Annotated in this window: 13 protein-coding genes, 1 tRNA gene and 1 other RNA gene; 7 read left to right on the top strand and 8 right to left on the bottom strand. The window is 71.3% G+C overall.

The features are described 5' to 3' along the window. Positions 1–60: 60 nt before the first annotated feature. From BUR99_RS00345 to BUR99_RS00320, 6 genes are all read right to left on the bottom strand, one after another. The gene (locus tag BUR99_RS00345; RefSeq protein WP_159440926.1) at positions 61–1,383 is read right to left on the bottom strand and encodes an MFS transporter; all 1,323 of its coding nucleotides are present in this window, start codon (positions 1,381–1,383) and stop codon (positions 61–63) included. Beyond that, positions 1,380–1,958 (bottom strand): winged helix-turn-helix domain-containing protein, encoded by a 579-nt coding sequence (locus BUR99_RS00340; protein ID WP_159440925.1) that lies wholly within the window; start codon positions 1,956–1,958, stop codon positions 1,380–1,382. The genes BUR99_RS00345 and BUR99_RS00340 overlap by 4 nt, the downstream gene beginning before the upstream one ends. 100 nt (positions 1,959–2,058) lie before the next feature. After that, complete coding sequence (locus BUR99_RS00335; RefSeq protein WP_074258429.1) at positions 2,059–3,270, bottom strand: acetate/propionate family kinase; 1,212 nt, start codon at positions 3,268–3,270, stop codon at positions 2,059–2,061. Then, complete coding sequence (gene pta / locus BUR99_RS00330; RefSeq protein WP_074258428.1) at positions 3,267–5,429, bottom strand: phosphate acetyltransferase; 2,163 nt, start codon at positions 5,427–5,429, stop codon at positions 3,267–3,269. Before pta ends, BUR99_RS00335 begins: the two co-directional genes overlap by 4 nt. After that, the gene (locus BUR99_RS00325) at positions 5,398–6,162 is read right to left on the bottom strand and encodes a DUF998 domain-containing protein (protein WP_074258427.1); all 765 of its coding nucleotides are present in this window, start codon (positions 6,160–6,162) and stop codon (positions 5,398–5,400) included. Before BUR99_RS00325 ends, pta begins: the two co-directional genes overlap by 32 nt. Positions 6,163–6,290: 128 nt before the next feature. Beyond that, on the bottom strand, positions 6,291–7,628 hold the full coding sequence (locus BUR99_RS00320; RefSeq protein WP_143231305.1) for a DUF1254 domain-containing protein: 1,338 nt from the start codon (positions 7,626–7,628) through the stop codon (positions 6,291–6,293). Positions 7,629–7,783: 155 nt separating this feature from the next. Here BUR99_RS00320 and BUR99_RS00315 point away from each other — a divergent pair, with 155 nt between their 5' ends. The 6 genes from BUR99_RS00315 to BUR99_RS00290 all read left to right on the top strand — a co-directional run bounded on the left by BUR99_RS00315 (position 7,784) and on the right by BUR99_RS00290 (position 12,257). Continuing rightward, complete coding sequence (locus tag BUR99_RS00315) at positions 7,784–9,202, top strand: flavin-containing monooxygenase (RefSeq protein ID WP_084183480.1); 1,419 nt, start codon at positions 7,784–7,786, stop codon at positions 9,200–9,202. After that, entirely contained in the window at positions 9,199–10,173 is a 975-nt protein-coding gene (locus BUR99_RS00310) for a bile acid:sodium symporter family protein (RefSeq protein ID WP_074258425.1), read from the top strand. The genes BUR99_RS00315 and BUR99_RS00310 overlap by 4 nt, the downstream gene beginning before the upstream one ends. Beyond that, complete coding sequence (locus BUR99_RS00305) at positions 10,170–11,138, top strand: NAD-dependent epimerase/dehydratase family protein (protein ID WP_074258424.1); 969 nt, start codon at positions 10,170–10,172, stop codon at positions 11,136–11,138. Before BUR99_RS00310 ends, BUR99_RS00305 begins: the two co-directional genes overlap by 4 nt. Positions 11,139–11,318: 180 nt before the next feature. Next, an RNA gene (gene ffs / locus BUR99_RS00300) (signal recognition particle sRNA small type) lies at positions 11,319–11,415 on the top strand. Further along, positions 11,414–11,498, top strand: a tRNA-Ser gene (locus BUR99_RS00295). Before ffs ends, BUR99_RS00295 begins: the two co-directional genes overlap by 2 nt. A gap of 237 nt (positions 11,499–11,735) precedes the next feature. Further along, the gene (locus BUR99_RS00290; protein ID WP_074258423.1) at positions 11,736–12,257 is read left to right on the top strand and encodes a hypothetical protein; all 522 of its coding nucleotides are present in this window, start codon (positions 11,736–11,738) and stop codon (positions 12,255–12,257) included. On the opposite strand, the gene BUR99_RS00285 is transcribed toward BUR99_RS00290, so the two are convergent. Both BUR99_RS00285 and BUR99_RS00280 read right to left on the bottom strand, forming a co-directional pair. Beyond that, positions 12,247–12,915, bottom strand: coding sequence for a GNAT family N-acetyltransferase (locus BUR99_RS00285; RefSeq protein WP_074258422.1), 669 nt, complete (start codon positions 12,913–12,915; stop codon positions 12,247–12,249). The two genes, BUR99_RS00290 and BUR99_RS00285, sit on opposite strands and share 11 nt — an antisense overlap. 53 nt (positions 12,916–12,968) lie before the next feature. Beyond that, the gene (locus BUR99_RS00280; protein ID WP_074258421.1) at positions 12,969–14,837 is read right to left on the bottom strand and encodes a helicase HerA-like domain-containing protein; all 1,869 of its coding nucleotides are present in this window, start codon (positions 14,835–14,837) and stop codon (positions 12,969–12,971) included. Positions 14,838–14,927: 90 nt separating this feature from the next. On the opposite strand from BUR99_RS00280, the gene BUR99_RS00275 reads away from it, so the two are divergent. Then, positions 14,928–15,776: an endonuclease/exonuclease/phosphatase family protein gene (locus tag BUR99_RS00275; RefSeq protein WP_074258420.1), complete on the top strand. Its 849-nt coding sequence runs from the start codon at positions 14,928–14,930 to the stop codon at positions 15,774–15,776. Positions 15,777–15,783 lie beyond the last annotated feature (7 nt).

The raw sequence follows: 15,783 nt of genomic DNA, 5'->3' as shown, positions 1-15,783 counted from the left end.
TGCTTCACCGGCCGATGTCGACCGTGCAGCGAGCGTACGAACACGATGCCCGCGATCACATCACCCGGGTGAGCCATTCGTACCCCGTACCCCCGTAGGGGTGCGTGCCGCAGCGAGCCCCGAGAACGAGCGCAGGTAGAGGGGGCTCGAACCGAGCACGAGGTAGACGATCGCGCAGCCGAGCAGCGTCGGCGCGAGGCCGAATCGCTCCACCGAGAGGCCTCCGAGGAAGGCGCCGAGCGGCATCGAGGCCGCGACACCCGCGGTCATCGCGCCGAAGACGCGGGCGCGCATGCCGTCGGGCACGAGCCCGTACATCGCGGTCGCCATCATGGGGTTGAGCGCTCCGGCCGCGAGGCCCGAGAACACGAGGATCGGCAGCAGCACCGGCACCGGCGCGCCGAGCGCCATCGCGAGATACGGCGGTGTGCCGGCCAGCACGAAGCACAGGGCGAAGACGACGCGGCCCGAGTAGCGATGGCCCGCGGCGGCGAAGAGCGCCGACCCGGTGAGGGCGCCGGCCGCGAAGCATCCGACCATGAAGCCCAGCACCGCGGGATCCCCGAGCACCTGCGTGGCGTACACCGGCTTCAGCACGGTCATGCCCGCCGCGTCGATCGCGTTCGTGAGGGTCACGAGCAGCACGATCGAGCGCAGCAGCGGTGCGCCGGCGATGAAGCGGATGCCGGCGACGAACCCGCCCTGCACGGGCGTGTCGCCATCGGCGCCGTCGTGAGCCGGCCGTGGGGATGCCGCGGCTCGCCGCGGCACGAAGCACACGATGAGCAGCGCCGACACCGCGAAGCCCGCGGCGTCGACGACGAGCGCCGGCATCGGGCCGGCGAGCGCCACGAGGGCGCCGGCGACGCCGGCGCCGATCATCGTGGCGGTGCGCTGCACGGTCGACTGGGCGCCGGCAGCACGAGCGAGCGGCACCCGGGCGAGCGCGGCGAGGTCGGGCATGAGCACGGTCTTCGCCGTGTCGCCGGGCGCGTCGAGCAGGCCGCCGAGGAAGACGAGGGCGAGCAGCACCCCGAAGTGCAGCCCCACGGTCGCCGCGAGCACCGGGATCGCGAGCACGGTGACGCCGCTCGCGATGTCGGCGACGATCGAGGACGTGCGGTAGCCGAAGCGGTCGACGAGCACTCCCCCGAGCGCGCCGCCGATGACGAGCGGCACGGTCGCGAACACCCCCGCGACACCGGCCGCGAGCGGGGAGCCGGTCTCGGTGAGCGCGATGATCGGGATCGCGATGAGGGCGATCGCGTTGCCCGAGAGCGAGAAGAGCTGCGCGGCGAAGAGCGCGACGAGCGGGGTGCGGCGGCGGCGGGCATCCGTCGTCGACGTCTCCGCCGTCGCAGCGGCGGTGGTGTCGTTGGTCATCGCTCGGGCCTCGGGAAGGTGTGGGTCATCCAGCGCACGGCACGGGTGCCGGGGCGCGGCTCGCGGCCGACGCCCCACCATTTCTCGCGCACCGCGTCGAGCTCGGCGTTCAGCTCGCGGAACTCGTCGATCGTGAGGCGCGCGGCGCCGTCGCTCGAGTCGGAGGCGGCGACCCACTCGGGCTCGAGCTCGGCCTCGGCGTCGATCGCCTCGAGCAGTTCGCGATGGTAGGAGTCGAGCACCACGCGCCGCATGGCATCGGATGCCGCGTGGGCCTCCGGGTCCCCCAGGAACTCCTCGGAGCGCCAGCTCGTGATGAGGTGCGCGGCCCGCCACCATCGCTCGCGCTTGTCGCGAGCGAGCTCGGGCGCCTCGACCACGAAGCCGTGCTTGGCGAGGGTCGCGATGTGATAGCTCGCCGAACCCGGCGCCTCGCCGGTGCGTTCGGCGAGGGCGCCCACCGTGCTCGGGCCCTCGACGCGCAGCAGGCCGAGGATGCGCAGCCGCATGGGGTGCGCGAGCGCCCGCATGGAGCCGGCGTCGTGCAGGTCGATGGTCTCGCGTGGGTCGTTCATGCGGCTCAGCATAGTTCCACAAGAACCATTGCACAACAGTTCTTGTGGATATTCGCATGTCGCCGCGGACCGGCTCCCCCGGGGTCGCATCGCCGACGTCTCAGGCGCCGACGAGCTCCAGCGTCTGGCGCGCGATCTCGAGCTCTTCATTCGTCGGCACGACGAGCACGGCGGTCTTCGAGGCATCCGTCGAGATGCGACGACCCTCGGAGCCCCGCACCCGGTTTCGCTCGGCGTCGAGCTCGACGCCGAAGCCCTCGAGCCCGGCGAGCGACATCGCGCGCACCTCGGGCGAGTTCTCGCCGACGCCCGCCGTGAAGACGATCGCGTCGACCCGGCCGAGCTGGGCGGCGTACGCCCCGACGTAGGAGCGCACCCGGTGCGCGTAGACGTCGAGCGCGAGCGCGGACGCCTCATCGCCCGCCGCCTGCGCGGCGACGAGGTCGCGCATGTCGGCGTGGCCGCTGAGGCCCAGGATGCCGCTCTGCGAGTTCAGCAGCCGATCGAGACCGTCGGCGTCGAGCCCTGCCCGGCGCTCGAGGTGCAGCAGCACCGCCGGGTCGATGTCGCCCGATCGGGTGCCCATGACGAGGCCCTCGAGCGGCGTCATGCCCATGCTCGTCTCGACCGAGCGGCCCTCGGCGACCGCGCAGGCGGATGCCCCGTTGCCGAGGTGCAGCACGATCATGCGCAGCTCCTCGACCGGGCGCTCGAGGAAGGCCGCCGCAGCCCGCGAGACGAACCGGTGCGAGGTGCCGTGGAAGCCGTAGCGGCGGATGCGGTGCTTCGCCGCGAGCTCTCGATCGATCGCGTACGTGTACGCGGCCGGCGGCATCGTCTGGTGGAACGCGGTGTCGAACACCGCGACGTGCGGCACGTCGGGGAACGCCCGCTGCGCCGCCTCGATGCCCTCGAGGTTCGCGGGGTTGTGCAGCGGCGCGAGCGCCGAGAGCTCGTCGATGTTGATCTTCACGAGCGGCGTGATGACGGTCGGTTCGAAGAACCGGGCACCGCCCTGCACGACCCGGTGGCCGACGGCGATCGGCGCGTGCACCTCGAGCGACGGGCCGTGCGCGGCGAACGCCTCGAGCATCACCGCGAACGCGGCCTCGTGATCGGCCACCTCAACGGCCGCATCCCACGTCGAACCGAGGCTGCTGTTCTCGGGCCCCTCGTGACGGTGCCTCGCGTGCCCGACCCCCCGGCCGATGCGCTCGACGAGCCCGCTCGCGAGCGTCTCCGACGACTCCACCTCGATGAGCTGGTACTTCAGCGACGAAGATCCCGAGTTCACGACGAGCACGACGCTCATGACGGGTCTGCTCCCTGGATCGCCGTGATCGCCACGGTGTTGACGATGTCCTGCACGAGCGCGCCACGCGAGAGGTCGTTGATGGGCTTGCGCAGGCCCTGCAGCACCGGCCCGATGGCGACGGCGCCCGAGGAGCGCTGCACCGCCTTGTATGTGTTGTTGCCCGTGTTGAGGTCGGGGAAGATGAAGACCGTCGCCCGCCCCGCGACATCCGACTCGGGCAGTTTCGTGCGGGCGACCGCGGCATCTGCGGCCGCGTCGTACTGGATCGGCCCCTCGACCGCGAGCTGCGGCGCCCGCTCGCGCACGAGCTCGGTCGCCCGACGCACCTTGTCGACGTCGACGCCCGAACCGGACTCGCCCGTGGAGTACGAGAGCATGGCGATGCGCGGCTCGATGCCGAACTGCGTCGCCGTCGCCGCCGACGAGATCGCGATGTCGGCGAGCTGCTCGGCGGTCGGGTCGGGCACGATCGCGCAGTCGCCGTAGACGAGCACCCGGTCGGCGAGTGCCATGAGGAACACGCTCGAGACGACGTCGACTCCGGGCTTCGTCTTGATCACCTCGAACGAGGGCCGGATGGTGTGCGCCGTCGTGTGCGCCGCACCCGAGACCATGCCGTCGGCGAGGCCGAGCTCGACCATCATCGTGCCGAAGTACGAGACGTCTTGCACGGTCTCGCGCGCCTGCTCGAGCGTGACGCCCTTGTGCGCGCGCCGCCGCTGGTACTCCTCGGCGAACCGGGCGACGTGCACGAAGTCGTGGTTCGAGAGCACCTCGGCCTTCGAGATGTCGAGGCCGAGGCCGATGGCGCGCGAGCGCACCTCGATCTCCTCGCCGAGGATCGTGAGGTCGGCCACGTCGCGGGCGAGCAGCGTCGCGGCGGCGCGCAGCACCCGGTCGTCGTATCCCTCGGGCAGCACGATGCGCTTTCGCTGCTGCCGGGCCCGCTCGAGCAGGTCGTACTCGAACATGAGGGGCGTCACGACCTCGGGACGGGCGACCTCGAGCAGGTCGAGCAGCGCCTGGCCGTCGATGTGCTTCTCGAAGAGGGCGAGCGCCGTGTCGCGCTTGCGCTGCGACTCGGCGGCGAGCCGGCCGCGCGTGTGCGTGATCGCGAGCGCCGTGTCGTAGCTCGAGAGCTCGGTGCGGATGATCGGCAGCCCGGCCTTCAGCCCGTCGACGAGCCGGTCGACCTGCTCGGCGATCGGGATGCCGCCGTTCAGGACGATGCCCGACAGCGACGGGAAGGTCGCGCTCGAGTGCGCGGTGAGCACCCCGAGCAGCACCTCGCTGCGGTCACCGGGAACGACGACCACGGCGCCCTCGGTGAGGTGGGTGAGCACGTTCTCCATCGACATCGCCGCGACGATGACGCCGAGCGCCTCGCGGTTCAGCAGTTCGGGGTCGCCCGCGTGCAGGGTGCCGTCGACGGCGTCCATGATGGCGCGCATCGAGGGGGCGACGAGGTACGGGTCTTCGGGGATCGCCCAGGTGGCGACGGATGCCTCGGCGCGCCCGGCGGCGGCCGACATGCTGTTCGGCCGCGCGGCCGACGCCACGGCCTCGACGATCTCGGGGAGCCGCTCGGGGTCGGCGCGGTTCGCGACGATGCCGAGCAGTGTCGCGTGCTCGCGCTCGAGCTCCTCGACGGCGAGCTCGGTGAGCTGTGCGAGCTCTTCGGGGCTGCGCGCGTCGGAGTAGCCGAGCCGTTCCGACCGGCTGCGCCCCTGCCCCTGGCCGACCCGGCCGCCGAGCACGAGCAGCACCGGGGCGCCGAGGTTCGCGGCGATGCGCGCGTTGTAGGCGAGTTCGGTGGGGCTGCCGACATCCGTGAAGTCGGAGCCGATGATGACGACCGCGTCGCACCGGTCTTCAACGGCCTTGAACCGGCTCACGATGGTCGCCAGCGCGCCCTCGGGATCGGCGTGCACGTCGTCGTAGCCGACGCCGACCGCGTCGTCGTACGGGATCGGCACGACGCCCTCGTGGGCGAGCAGCAGCTCGAGCACGTAGTCGCGTTCGGCGGTCGATCGAGCGATCGGCCGGAACACGCCGACCCTGGTCGCCCGGTGGGTCAGCGTGTCGAGGGTGCCGAGCGCCACGGTGGACTTGCCCGTGTTGCCCTCAGCCGAGCAGATGTAGATGCGGTGCGCCACCCGTCCAGCCTATTGGGCGCGCGGTGTCCGGGGTCTGGGAATCCGCCATCGATCGATGGAGCACGGATGCGGTCGTGATCCGGTGCTGGGTCGCCAGCGACACGGCCGTCAGCCAGATGAGCGCCGAGGTGGTCGCGATGAGTTCGAGCCATCCGCCCAGCCCGGTGGCGACGCCCGCGAGCGAGAGGATGCCTCCGGCGGCTGCCGCCGCGATCACCAGCACGAGGCTCGGCACGGCGAGTGACGCGTAGACCCGGCCGAACCGGAGGGTCTGGATGATCGCGACTCCGGCGAGCGCGAAGCCGAGCACCGCGGCCGTGGTGTGCACGAGATCCTGCGGGGCCGCGCCGGGCGTGAGCGGGATCGGGCAGCCGGTGCTGCACGGCACCGCCGCCCCGACCCCGAACATCGCGCTCGCGGCGAGGAGGCTCGTGCTCACCGCCCATGCCCCGAAGAGGCCCCGCCCGCTGCGAAGGCCCCAGAGGCCGACGGCCGACGCCGCGCCGCCGAGCGCGACCATCGCGAGCGACACGTTGAAGGCGACTGACGTGATCTCCCCCGCAGCACCCAGCCCGCTGACGTAGGTGTTGCCCGGGAAGACGATGCGGGACGCCCACATCATGCCGAGGGCGAGCAGCACCAGGCCGGCACCGCCGAGGCGGAGCGCGGCGGCAGCCGGGTGGCGGAGCCAGGTCGAAGCGGACGGGGAGACGTGTGAAGTGGATCGGGGCACTGTCTCCACGTTAGGAAACCGCGAGGCCCCGCACATCGGCTGCCGGTACCGCCGACGTCGTACCGTGGTCGGATCGTCACGGCCGGCCCATCCGCCGTGCGGATGACCACGGCAGCGCTCGGGCGGAACTACGCCGAGCGCTCGATCGCGGGCAGTACGTAGGTGCCGTCGATCACGGACTCGTCGGGCATGTACATGCGCAGGAGCGGGCGGAACGCCCCGGTCGGCGCCGGCAGCCAATTCGCGGCCGCCGCCGGGTCGGCGGGGCGGGCGGCGCTCATCGTGATCGTGATGCCGCCATCGGCGTCGCGTACGACGCCGGCCGTGCGGTCGCCGATCGAGTACCGGTCGATCTCGTTGGCCACGAGGTAGAAGTCCGGCACGCTGTACATCGTGAGCGACCAGAACGCACCGACCGGCGGCGTCGGCGACAGCCGCAGCGTGTACGAGTGCGAGCCGTCGAGCGGCTCGCCCGCCGCGTCGACGTAGGTCATGACGTAGGCGGCCTCGTAGGCGTGGTTGCCCCAGAGCCCGCCGAGCGCTCCGGCGGCACGCTGCGCGATGCGCACCTTCGGGTCGGCGATCTTCCACGCGGGGTCGTCGATGGTACCGACCTCGAAGAAGTCGAGGTTGTAGTCGAAGACGTGGTAGGTCAGCGTCCAGCCGTTCACGACCGGGCTGCTGCCCGAGTGCAGGATCTTCTCGAGCAGCGCCCTGCCCTCGGCGAAGCCGGCCTCGAGCACGGTCTTCACCTCGTCGTCGAGCGACGCGACGGGCTCCGAGCCGGTGAGCCCGAGCGGGGCGAACGACGCCTGCAGCGCGGCATCCCGCTCCGTCGGCGGGAAGGCCTGCGAATACGCCCGGTACCGTTCGAAGAAGTCGAGCGCCTCGGTCAGCCCGGCCTCGGTCTCGGGGAGCCCGACGGGCGGCACGAGCGAGCGGCGCAAGGGTGTGAGCGTCGTCGCGTCCTGCAGCGCGTGCACCGCGGGCAGATCGTCGGTGCCGTCGCACGCCCAGCGCCCGACGATGGAGGCGATGCGGGTCGGGAAGCGGATCGCGATCGCATCGCCGGCGTCATCGGCCTCGCCCTCCCAGCCGGGCGGCAGCAGCAGGAAGTCGCGGGCGCCGGTGCCCGTGGCGCGCTTGCCCACGTAGGCGAAGTTGTTCGTCCACGCGTCGACGAACTGCAGCACGTAGTATCGGCCGGCAGTGTCCGGCACGCTCAGCAGCACCGGCCCGACGCTCAGGTCGATCGAAGCCATCGAGTAGACGGTGTCGTTGTTGATCGAGACGAAGGTGTCTTCGGCCGTCGTGAGAGCACGCGCATGGCTGAACGTGTTGAACGACGCCGCGGGGTTCCCGCCCACGCCGGTCGTCACGTAGCGGTTCACCTGCTCGAGGTCGAACACGATCGGGAAGCCGTACACGTACGCCTCCGCCGCCAGTTTCACGAGCCCTGCATCCACTGAGATCCCCCTCGTTCGTCGTCACCCCAGCCTATGGTCGCGCCCGGCCACGCACCGCGCGCGAAACCCGAGCAGTCTTCGCTTATGCTGTTCGGGCACATCGACGTGCCGTGCCGACTCCCCCAGCGGTGCGACCCGAACAGAGACACCCACCCGTGAACCACATCGCCCTCATCGGAGCGGGCCCATCCGGCCTCGCCGGTGCGCGAGCACTCAGCCGCGCCGGCATCCCCTTCGACGGATTCGAGGCCGGCCCCGACGTCGGCGGCCTCTGGAATATCGACAACCCGCGATCGACCATGTACGAGTCCGCGCACCTCATCTCGAGTCGCACGACGACCGAGTTCGCCGAGTTCCCCATGGCCTCGACCGCCGACTACCCGAGCCACCGCGAGCTGCTCGAGTACTTCCGCACCTACGCCGACGCGTTCGGACTGCGCGAGCGGTTCCGCTTCGAGACGCGGGTGACGGATGTCTCGCCGCTGCCCGCTCCCGAGGGCGGCGCGGAGCCCGGCGCGCCGCGCTGGCGCGTCACCGCCGTCACCGCCGACGGCGAGACCATCACGGGCGACTACTCGGGCGTGATCCTCGCCAACGGCACGCTCGCCGAGCCCAACGTTCCCGGCTTCGCGGGTTCGTTCGACGGCGAGATCATGCACACGAGCGCGTACAAGTCGGCGAAGGTGTTCGACGGCAGGCGCGTGCTCATCATCGGGGCCGGCAACTCCGGGTGCGACATCGCGGTCGATGCCGTGCACCACGCGGCATCCGTCGACCTGAGCGTGCGGCGCGGGTACTACTTCGTGCCCCGCTACCTCTTCGGCCGCCCGTCGGACACGCTGAACCAGGGCCGCCCACTGCCGGCGCGCATCAAGCAGTTCATCGACACGCGCGTGCTGCGGGCGTTCACGGGCGACCCCGTGAGGTTCGGGTTCCCGAAGCCCGACTACAAGATCTACGAGTCGCACCCGATCGTGAACACCATGGTGCTGAACCACCTCGGCCAGGGCGACCTGCGGGTCGTGCCCGACATCGCCCGCTTCGACGGGCGCACGGTGCACTTCTCCGACGGATCCTCGGGCGACTACGACCTGATCATGCTCGCGACGGGGTACCACCTCGACTACCCCTTCGTGGAGCGCACCCACTTGAACTGGGAGGGCGCCTCCCCGTCGCTCTTCATGAACGTCTTCCCGCCCTCGTTCAACGGCCTCTTCGTGCTCGGCATGATCGAGGCGTCGGGCATCGGCTGGCAGGGCCGCTACGAGCAGGCCGAGCTCATCGCCGCCTACCTCGCCGCCGCCGACGACGCCCCAGAGGCCGCCGCGCGCTTCCGGCAGCGAGCGGATGCCCCGTGGCCCGACCTGACCGGCGGCTACGACTACCTCGGTCTCGACCGCATGTCGTACTACGTCAACAAGGACGCGTACCGGCGCACCGTGAAGCGACTGCTCGGCACGCTGCCGCCGACCTCCGAGCGCGGCCCGCTCCTCCCCTCCGGCCTCGTCACGGCGAGCACGAATGCGACGACGGCCTCAGACCCGACCATCCAGACCGAAAGCGGCACCGCATGAACATCGACGACGTCGTCCTGAACTTCACGCCGGGCTCGCTCATCGCATTGAACGTGGTGCTCGGCCTCATCATGTTCGGCATCGCGCTCGACACCGCGCCATCCGATTTCAAGGCCGTCGCCAAGGCGCCGAAGGCGATGATCATCGCGCTCGCGGCGCAGATCATCCTGCTGCCGGCCGTCACCTTCGGCCTGACCCTGCTCCTGAACGTCCAGGCGTCGATCGCGCTCGGCATGATCCTCGTGGCGTGCTGCCCGCCGGGCAACATCTCCCAGGTGCTGACCTACCGCTCGGGCGGCAACGTGGCGCTCTCGGTGTCGATGACGGCCGTCTCGAACGTCGTCTACATCTTCCTGCTGCCGATCAGCCTCGCGTTCTGGGGCGGCCTGCACCCGACCGCGGGCGAACTCGTGCGCGAGGTGAGCCTCAACGGCTGGCAGATGCTCATCGAGATCTTCCTCATCATCGGCGTGCCGTTCTTCGCCGGGCTCCTGATCCGCGCGCGACTCCCGCGCTTCGCGGCGAAGGTGCAGCCGTATGCGCGCTGGGTGAGCCTCATCGGCCTCGTGGGCTTCATCGCGGCGGCGCTCATCGGCAACTGGGCGATCTTCATGGCGTTCATCGGGGTCGTGCTGCTCGCGGTGTTCCTGCACGACGCCGTGGCGCTCGGACTCGGCTACGCGAGCGCCCGCATCGGCGGCCTCGGCGTGCGCGACCGCAAGGCGATCACCTTCGAGGTCGGCATCCGCAACGCGGGGCTCGGCCTCGGCCTCGTCTTCGCGTTCTTCGGCGGGCTCGGCGGCATGGCCGTCGTCGCCGGCTGGTGGGGCATCTGGGACATCGTCGCGGGCCTGACGGTCGCGACCCTCTGGGCCCGGCATTCGAAGCGAGTGGATGCCGCGGCAGCGTCGTCCTCGTCCGACCCGGCTCGCTCGGGCGCCGTGGCGAGCGAAGCCGAGCCCACGGCATGAGGCGCGTGCTCGTCACCGGCGGTGCCGGGTTCCTCGGATCCAGCGCGGTGCGTGCGCTCGCGGGGCATCCCGACGTCGAACTCGTGGTCGCCGGCGACGTGCGCACACCTGCGGCGCTGCCCGCGGGCGTGGCGTTCGAGCCTTGCGACGTGACGGATGCCGCGAACGTCGCCGCCGTGGTGCGCGACCACCGCATCGACACGATCGTGCACCTCGCCGCGATCGTGAACCCCGGGGGCCTCGGCGAAGACGTCGAGTACCGCGTCGACGTCGAGGGCACCCGAAACGTGCTCGACGCCGCCGTCGCCTTCGGGGTGCGGCGCATCGTGGTCTCGTCGTCGGGTGCGGCTTACGGCTACCACGCCGACAACCCCGAGTGGCTCGTCGAGACCGACGGCATCCGCGGCAACGAGGAGTTCAGCTACTCGCGGCACAAGCGCCTCGTCGAGGAGATGCTCGCCGCGTACCGGCTCGCGCATCCCGAGGTCGGTCAGGCGGTGCTGCGCATCGGCACGATCCTCGGCCCGACCGTGGCGAACCAGATCACGGCGCTCTGGGACGGCCCGCGCATCCTCGCGATCCGCGGCTCCGACAGCCCGTTCGTCTTCGTCTGGGTCGACGACGTCGTCGGCGCGATCGTGCGCGCGGCGACGGGCGAGGTCACGGGCGCGTTCAACGTCGCGGGCGACGGCCGGATGACCGTCGACGAGATCGCGGGCGCACTCGGCAAGCGCACGATCACGGTGCCGCCGTCGGTGCTCGCATTGGCGCTGCGCGTCGGGCACGCCGTCAGGCTCACGGTGCACGGCCCCGAGCGCGTCGGGTTCCTGCGCTACCGCCCGGTGCTCGACAACTCCCGGCTGAAGGCGGTGCTCGGCTACACGCCCGCCAAGACGAGTCGCGAGGCGTTCGAGGCCTACCTCGCGGCGCGTGCGGTCCGTGCCGCCGAGGCATCCGCTCGCTGAACCGGCCGCGGTCAAGACACCCGCTCGGGCCTCTTCGGCCAGCCTGGCCGAGGCATCCCGCTCGCTGAACCGGCCGCGGTCAAGACACCCGCTCGGGCCTCTTCGGCCAGCCTGGCCGAGGCATCCCGCTCGCTGAACCGGCCGCGGTCAAGACACCCGCTCGGGCTCGGGTAGACTGTCTCCGGCTCCTCACGTGGCGTCATCCAGGTCAACTCCCCCAGGGCGGAAACGCAGCAAGGGCAGCCGGGCTCTGGCGGGTGCGTGGGGAGTCCCCGGGAGGATTCGCCTAGTGGCCTATGGCGCACGCTTGGAAAGCGTGTTGGGTGCAAGCCCTCGGGGGTTCGAATCCCCCATCCTCCGCGGACAGAACGGCCCCGATACGTCGGGGCCGTTCTTCGTTTTCCGGCTGACGTTCCGGCCGCTGCTCCGGCCCGCGACTCGCCCGGCCCGACCCGTGTCCTCATTAATGCGGAATGGCGCGAATCCGCAGCCACGCGCATGATGTGAGAGATGTCAGCGGCAGCGATGGAAACGAGGAGTGGGGACGCAGGGGGCTCCTCCATCGAGGCGGCGGCAGCAGGGGGCGAGGGCCTCAGGGTGATCACCCTGAGGCCACGCCGCACTCTCGGGCGAAGTGTCGGACTGCCGATCGCCGCACTCGCACTCCCGGTGCTCGCCGCCGAGGTCTGGCTGATGGACTCGAGCGACGCATGGCGCCTCGTCGCGGTGACCGCGGCGACCGTGCTGGCCGTGATCCTCGTCGCGTGGATCGGCTACCGCCGCGCCAACGCGTCGATCAGCCGCTACGGCATCGTCGAGCGGGGGTTCTTCGGCGGCGTCTCGACCGTCGCCGCACGCGATGTCGCCGGGGTGCTGCGCGTGCAGCTCTACCGGGCGAACAGCCTCGACACCACGCAGGAGCTCTTCGTGGTCGAACGCACCGGCAGGGGCGCGTTCCGCATGCGCGGTCGGTTCTGGGACGAACGCACGATGAACCGGGTGGCGGAGATGCTGGGCGTCGAGGAGACCGTCGGATCCGAACCGATGACCCTCTCCGAGCTGCGCGAGGCGAACCCGCGCCTGCTCTACTGGTTCGAGCGGCGTTCGCTCACTCGCTGACTGCTGCGCCGCCGCCGGTCGCCGCACCGCCCGGGTCGGCCGCGTCGCTCGTCGCGATGCCGAGCAGCGGCGAACCCGGACGGCTCGACGGAAGCTCGTGGAATCCGAGTCGGTCGTAGAAGGCCCTGGCGCCGGTGTTCGCGGCGTCCATGCCGAGGTGCACCGCCGGCACGCCTCGCGCTGCGAGCGCCCGTCGCAACGTGTCGATGAGACGGCGCCCGAAGCCCTGCCCCTGCAGCTCGGGCAGCAGGTCGATGTGCAGGTGGGCCGGGTACTCGGCCAGCTCGTCGATGAGCAGGCGCTCGGGCGCGGTGCCCGCCTCGATCAGCTGGGCCTCCGTGAACTCGGGATCTCGACCCGTCGGCTCACCGGGTGACGGATGCCTCGCTGCGAACCCCGGCGCCCAGTTCTGCTTCCACCACTCGACGAAGGCGGCGGTGTCGGCCACGCCGATCACGTAGCCGAGCACCCGATCGCCGTCGGCGACGACGAAGGCGAGCTCGGGCGCGTACTCGACGTAGGGCAGCGCGAACACCTCGGGCATGAGCGCGTCGTCGGAGTAGACCCCGGTGGCGTCTCCGCCGGCGGCCGCCGTCAGCAGGCAGATCCGGGCGAGCTGATCGCGGTCGGCGGTGCGGTACGGGCGGATCTCTGGCACCCGTCCATCCTCCCGCACGGCGGCGACACGGCCGGTGAACCCGGGCGGTGCGCTCAGCGGCGCTTCGCCATGCCGAAGATGCCGGTGATGACGCTCGTCAGCACGTTCTGCGTCGTCTTCGAGCCGAGCACCTGCTCGAGCGCCGACTTCTCCTTCGACCGCGATGCGCGCGATCGCGAGGTCGTCGAGGTCTGCTTCATGAGCCGGTCGTACTCCGCCTGCGCTTTCTTGTCGGCCTTCGCGGCATCCGCCTGGATCTTCGCCTGCATCTTCTCGAACTCGGCGTCGGCCTTCGCCTTCGCCGCTGCGGCCTCCTCGGCGTCGACCTTCGCCGCGGCATCCGCGAGCTTCTTGGTCAGGAGCTCGTGCGCCGACTCGCGGTCGATGCCGGTGCCGTACTTCGCCATGAGGGGCGACGCGGCGACCGCGGCGTCGATCACGGCATCGGGCGACGGCGACATCGACGCCTGCGGGGCGCGGAGCCGCGTCCACGCGACGGGGCTCGGCGCGCCCTTCTCGTTCATGACCGTGACGATCGCCTCGCCGGTGCCGAGCTGGGTGAGGGCCTCCTCGAGGTCGTAGCCCGACCTCGGGTAGGTCGAGACGGTCGCGCGCAGCGCCTTGGCGTCGTCGGGCGTGAAGGCGCGCAGCTGGTGCTGCACGCGCGAACCGAGCTGGGCGAGCACGTCGGCGGGCACGTCCTTCGGCGTCTGCGTCACGAAGAAGACGCCGACGCCCTTCGAGCGGATGAGCCGCACGGTCTGCGTGATCTGCGCGAGGAAGTCCTTCGAGGCATCCGCGAAGAGCAGGTGCGCCTCGTCGAAGAAGAAGACGAGCTTGGGCTGGTCGAGGTCGCCGACCTCCGGCAGGTCGGTGAACAGGTCGGCGAGCAGCCACATGAGGAACGTCGAGTAGAGCGCCGGCTTGTCGGCGACGCCCGGCACCTCGAGCAGGCTGATGACGCCGCGGCCGTCGGCGGCAACGCGCAGGAACTCGGCCGTGTCGATCTCGGGCTCGCCGAAGAAGACGTCGGCGCCCTGATCGGCGAAGGTGATGAGTTCGCGCAGGATCACGCCGACCGTCGCCTTCGACAGACCGCCGAGCCCCTCGAGCTCGGGCTTGCCCTCGTCGCTGACCAGGTAGGCGAGCACGGCGCGCAGGTCTTCGAGGTCGAGCAGGGCGAGATTGTTGTTGTTCGCGTAGTGGAAGACGAGTCCGAGGCTCGACTCCTGCGTCTCGTTCAGCCCGAGCGCCTTCGAGAGCAGCAGCGGGCCGAAGCCCGAGATCGTCGCGCGGATGGGCACGCCCCGGCCGACGCCGCCGAGCGAGTAGAACTCGGTCGGGAAGCTCGCGGGGCTCCACTCCTGGCCGATGCCGGCCGTGCGCGCGAGCAGCTTCTCGTTGCCCTCGCCCGGCGTCGCGACACCCGAGAGGTCGCCCTTGATGTCGGCGGCGAAGACGGCCACGCCGTGCGCCGACAGCTGCTCGGCGAGTACCTGCAGCGTGCGGGTCTTGCCCGTGCCGGTCGCGCCGGCGACGAGTCCGTGCCGGTTCGTCATGGCGAGCGGAATCCGCACCGGCACGTCGGGCAGCGCCTCGCCGTTGACGAGGGCGCCGATCTCGAGGGCGGCGCCGTCCAGCTCGTATCCGGCGCGGATCGCATCGACCTGGGTCCGGTCGAGCGGGCCGGATGCCTCCGCGGCGGCCGCTGCGGCGGCGGGCGCCGTCGATGCCGGCACCGTCTCGGGCACCGCGGCATCCGTCGTCGTCGCCGTCGTCGCGGCCGCGGCGGCGGCCTTCGCGAGCGCGGCGGCCTCCTCGGCCTTGCGCATCGCCTCCTCGGCCTGCGCCTGCAGCGCCTTCGCCGCCTCGGCCGCTGCCGCAGCGGCCTCCTGAGCCTGCTTCACCGCGTCATCAGCCATGCGGCGATCCTAGCGACGCGGCATCGGGGCGGGGCATCCGTTCGCACGGAGGGTCCCCGCCCGTGCACTGCGGATGCGTACGCTGGGCGCATGACCGATGCCGCGCTGATCGGACCGGTGAGCGCACCCGACGTGCACGTCATGACGTTCAACGTCCGGCGGCGCACCACCGCGCTGCCGGGGAGTCCCGACCGCTGGGATGCGCGTGCGCCGCTCGTGCGGCGTCTGCTGCGGGCCGAGCAGCCGACCCTCCTCGGCGTGCAGGAGGCGCTCGCCGACCAGGTCGACGCGGTCGCGGGCGCCCTCGGACCGCGGTATCGACGGGTCGGTCGCGGCCGCAGCGCCACGGGCGGGGACGAGCACTGCGCGATCTTCTACGACGCCGACCGGCTCGACCTGACCGGGTGGCGCCAGCGGGCCCTCTCCGCGACTCCGGATGCGCCCGGCTCGCGGTCGTTCGGAAACCTCACCCGGCGCATCGTCGTGTCGGCCGAGTTCACCGACACGGCGACCGGGGCGAGGCTGCTCGCCTTCAACACGCACCTCGATCACCTCTCGTGGCGGTCGAGGATCGCGTCGGCGACGATGATCCTCGACCTCGTGCAGCGCGCGGAATCGGCGGAGCCCGACGCGGCGGTCGTCGTGACCGGTGACGTCAACGCCGGCCCCGAATCCGCCGTCCACCGTCGGCTGACGGCGGACGGGGGGCTGCGGGATGCCTGGGACGCCGCGTCCGAGCGCCTGACGCCGCCGTGGGGCACCTTCTCGAACTACCGCGCGCCGAGGCGGGGCGGCAGACGAATCGATCTCATCCTCGTCGGCGCACGGGTCGACGTGCGCAGTGCCGCGGTCAACGCAGCGAGATTCGACGGCCGGGCGGCATCCGACCATGAACCGATGCAGGCCGTGCTCCGCCACGCGGCCCGCCCGACGATCTAGTCTGAGG

The organism is Agromyces cerinus subsp. cerinus (assembly GCF_900142065.1).
GTDB classification, from domain to species: domain Bacteria; phylum Actinomycetota; class Actinomycetes; order Actinomycetales; family Microbacteriaceae; genus Agromyces; species Agromyces cerinus.
This window is presented reverse-complemented; position numbering and strand designations above follow the sequence as displayed.

What these genes read in the sequence shown, in the direction of transcription:
- BUR99_RS00335 (WP_074258429.1), bottom strand. Translation starts at nt 3,270, where the DNA reads ATGAGCGTCGTGCTCGTCGTGAACTCGGGATCTTCGTCGCTGAAGTAC.
- BUR99_RS00345 (WP_159440926.1), bottom strand. Translation starts at nt 1,383, where the DNA reads ATGACCAACGACACCACCGCCGCTGCGACGGCGGAGACGTCGACGACG.
- BUR99_RS00280 (WP_074258421.1), bottom strand. Translation starts at nt 14,837, where the DNA reads ATGGCTGATGACGCGGTGAAGCAGGCTCAGGAGGCCGCTGCGGCAGCG.
- BUR99_RS00305 (WP_074258424.1), top strand. Translation starts at nt 10,170, where the DNA reads ATGAGGCGCGTGCTCGTCACCGGCGGTGCCGGGTTCCTCGGATCCAGC.
- BUR99_RS00310 (WP_074258425.1), top strand. Translation starts at nt 9,199, where the DNA reads ATGAACATCGACGACGTCGTCCTGAACTTCACGCCGGGCTCGCTCATC.
- BUR99_RS00340 (WP_159440925.1), bottom strand. Translation starts at nt 1,958, where the DNA reads ATGAACGACCCACGCGAGACCATCGACCTGCACGACGCCGGCTCCATG.
- BUR99_RS00275 (WP_074258420.1), top strand. Translation starts at nt 14,928, where the DNA reads ATGACCGATGCCGCGCTGATCGGACCGGTGAGCGCACCCGACGTGCAC.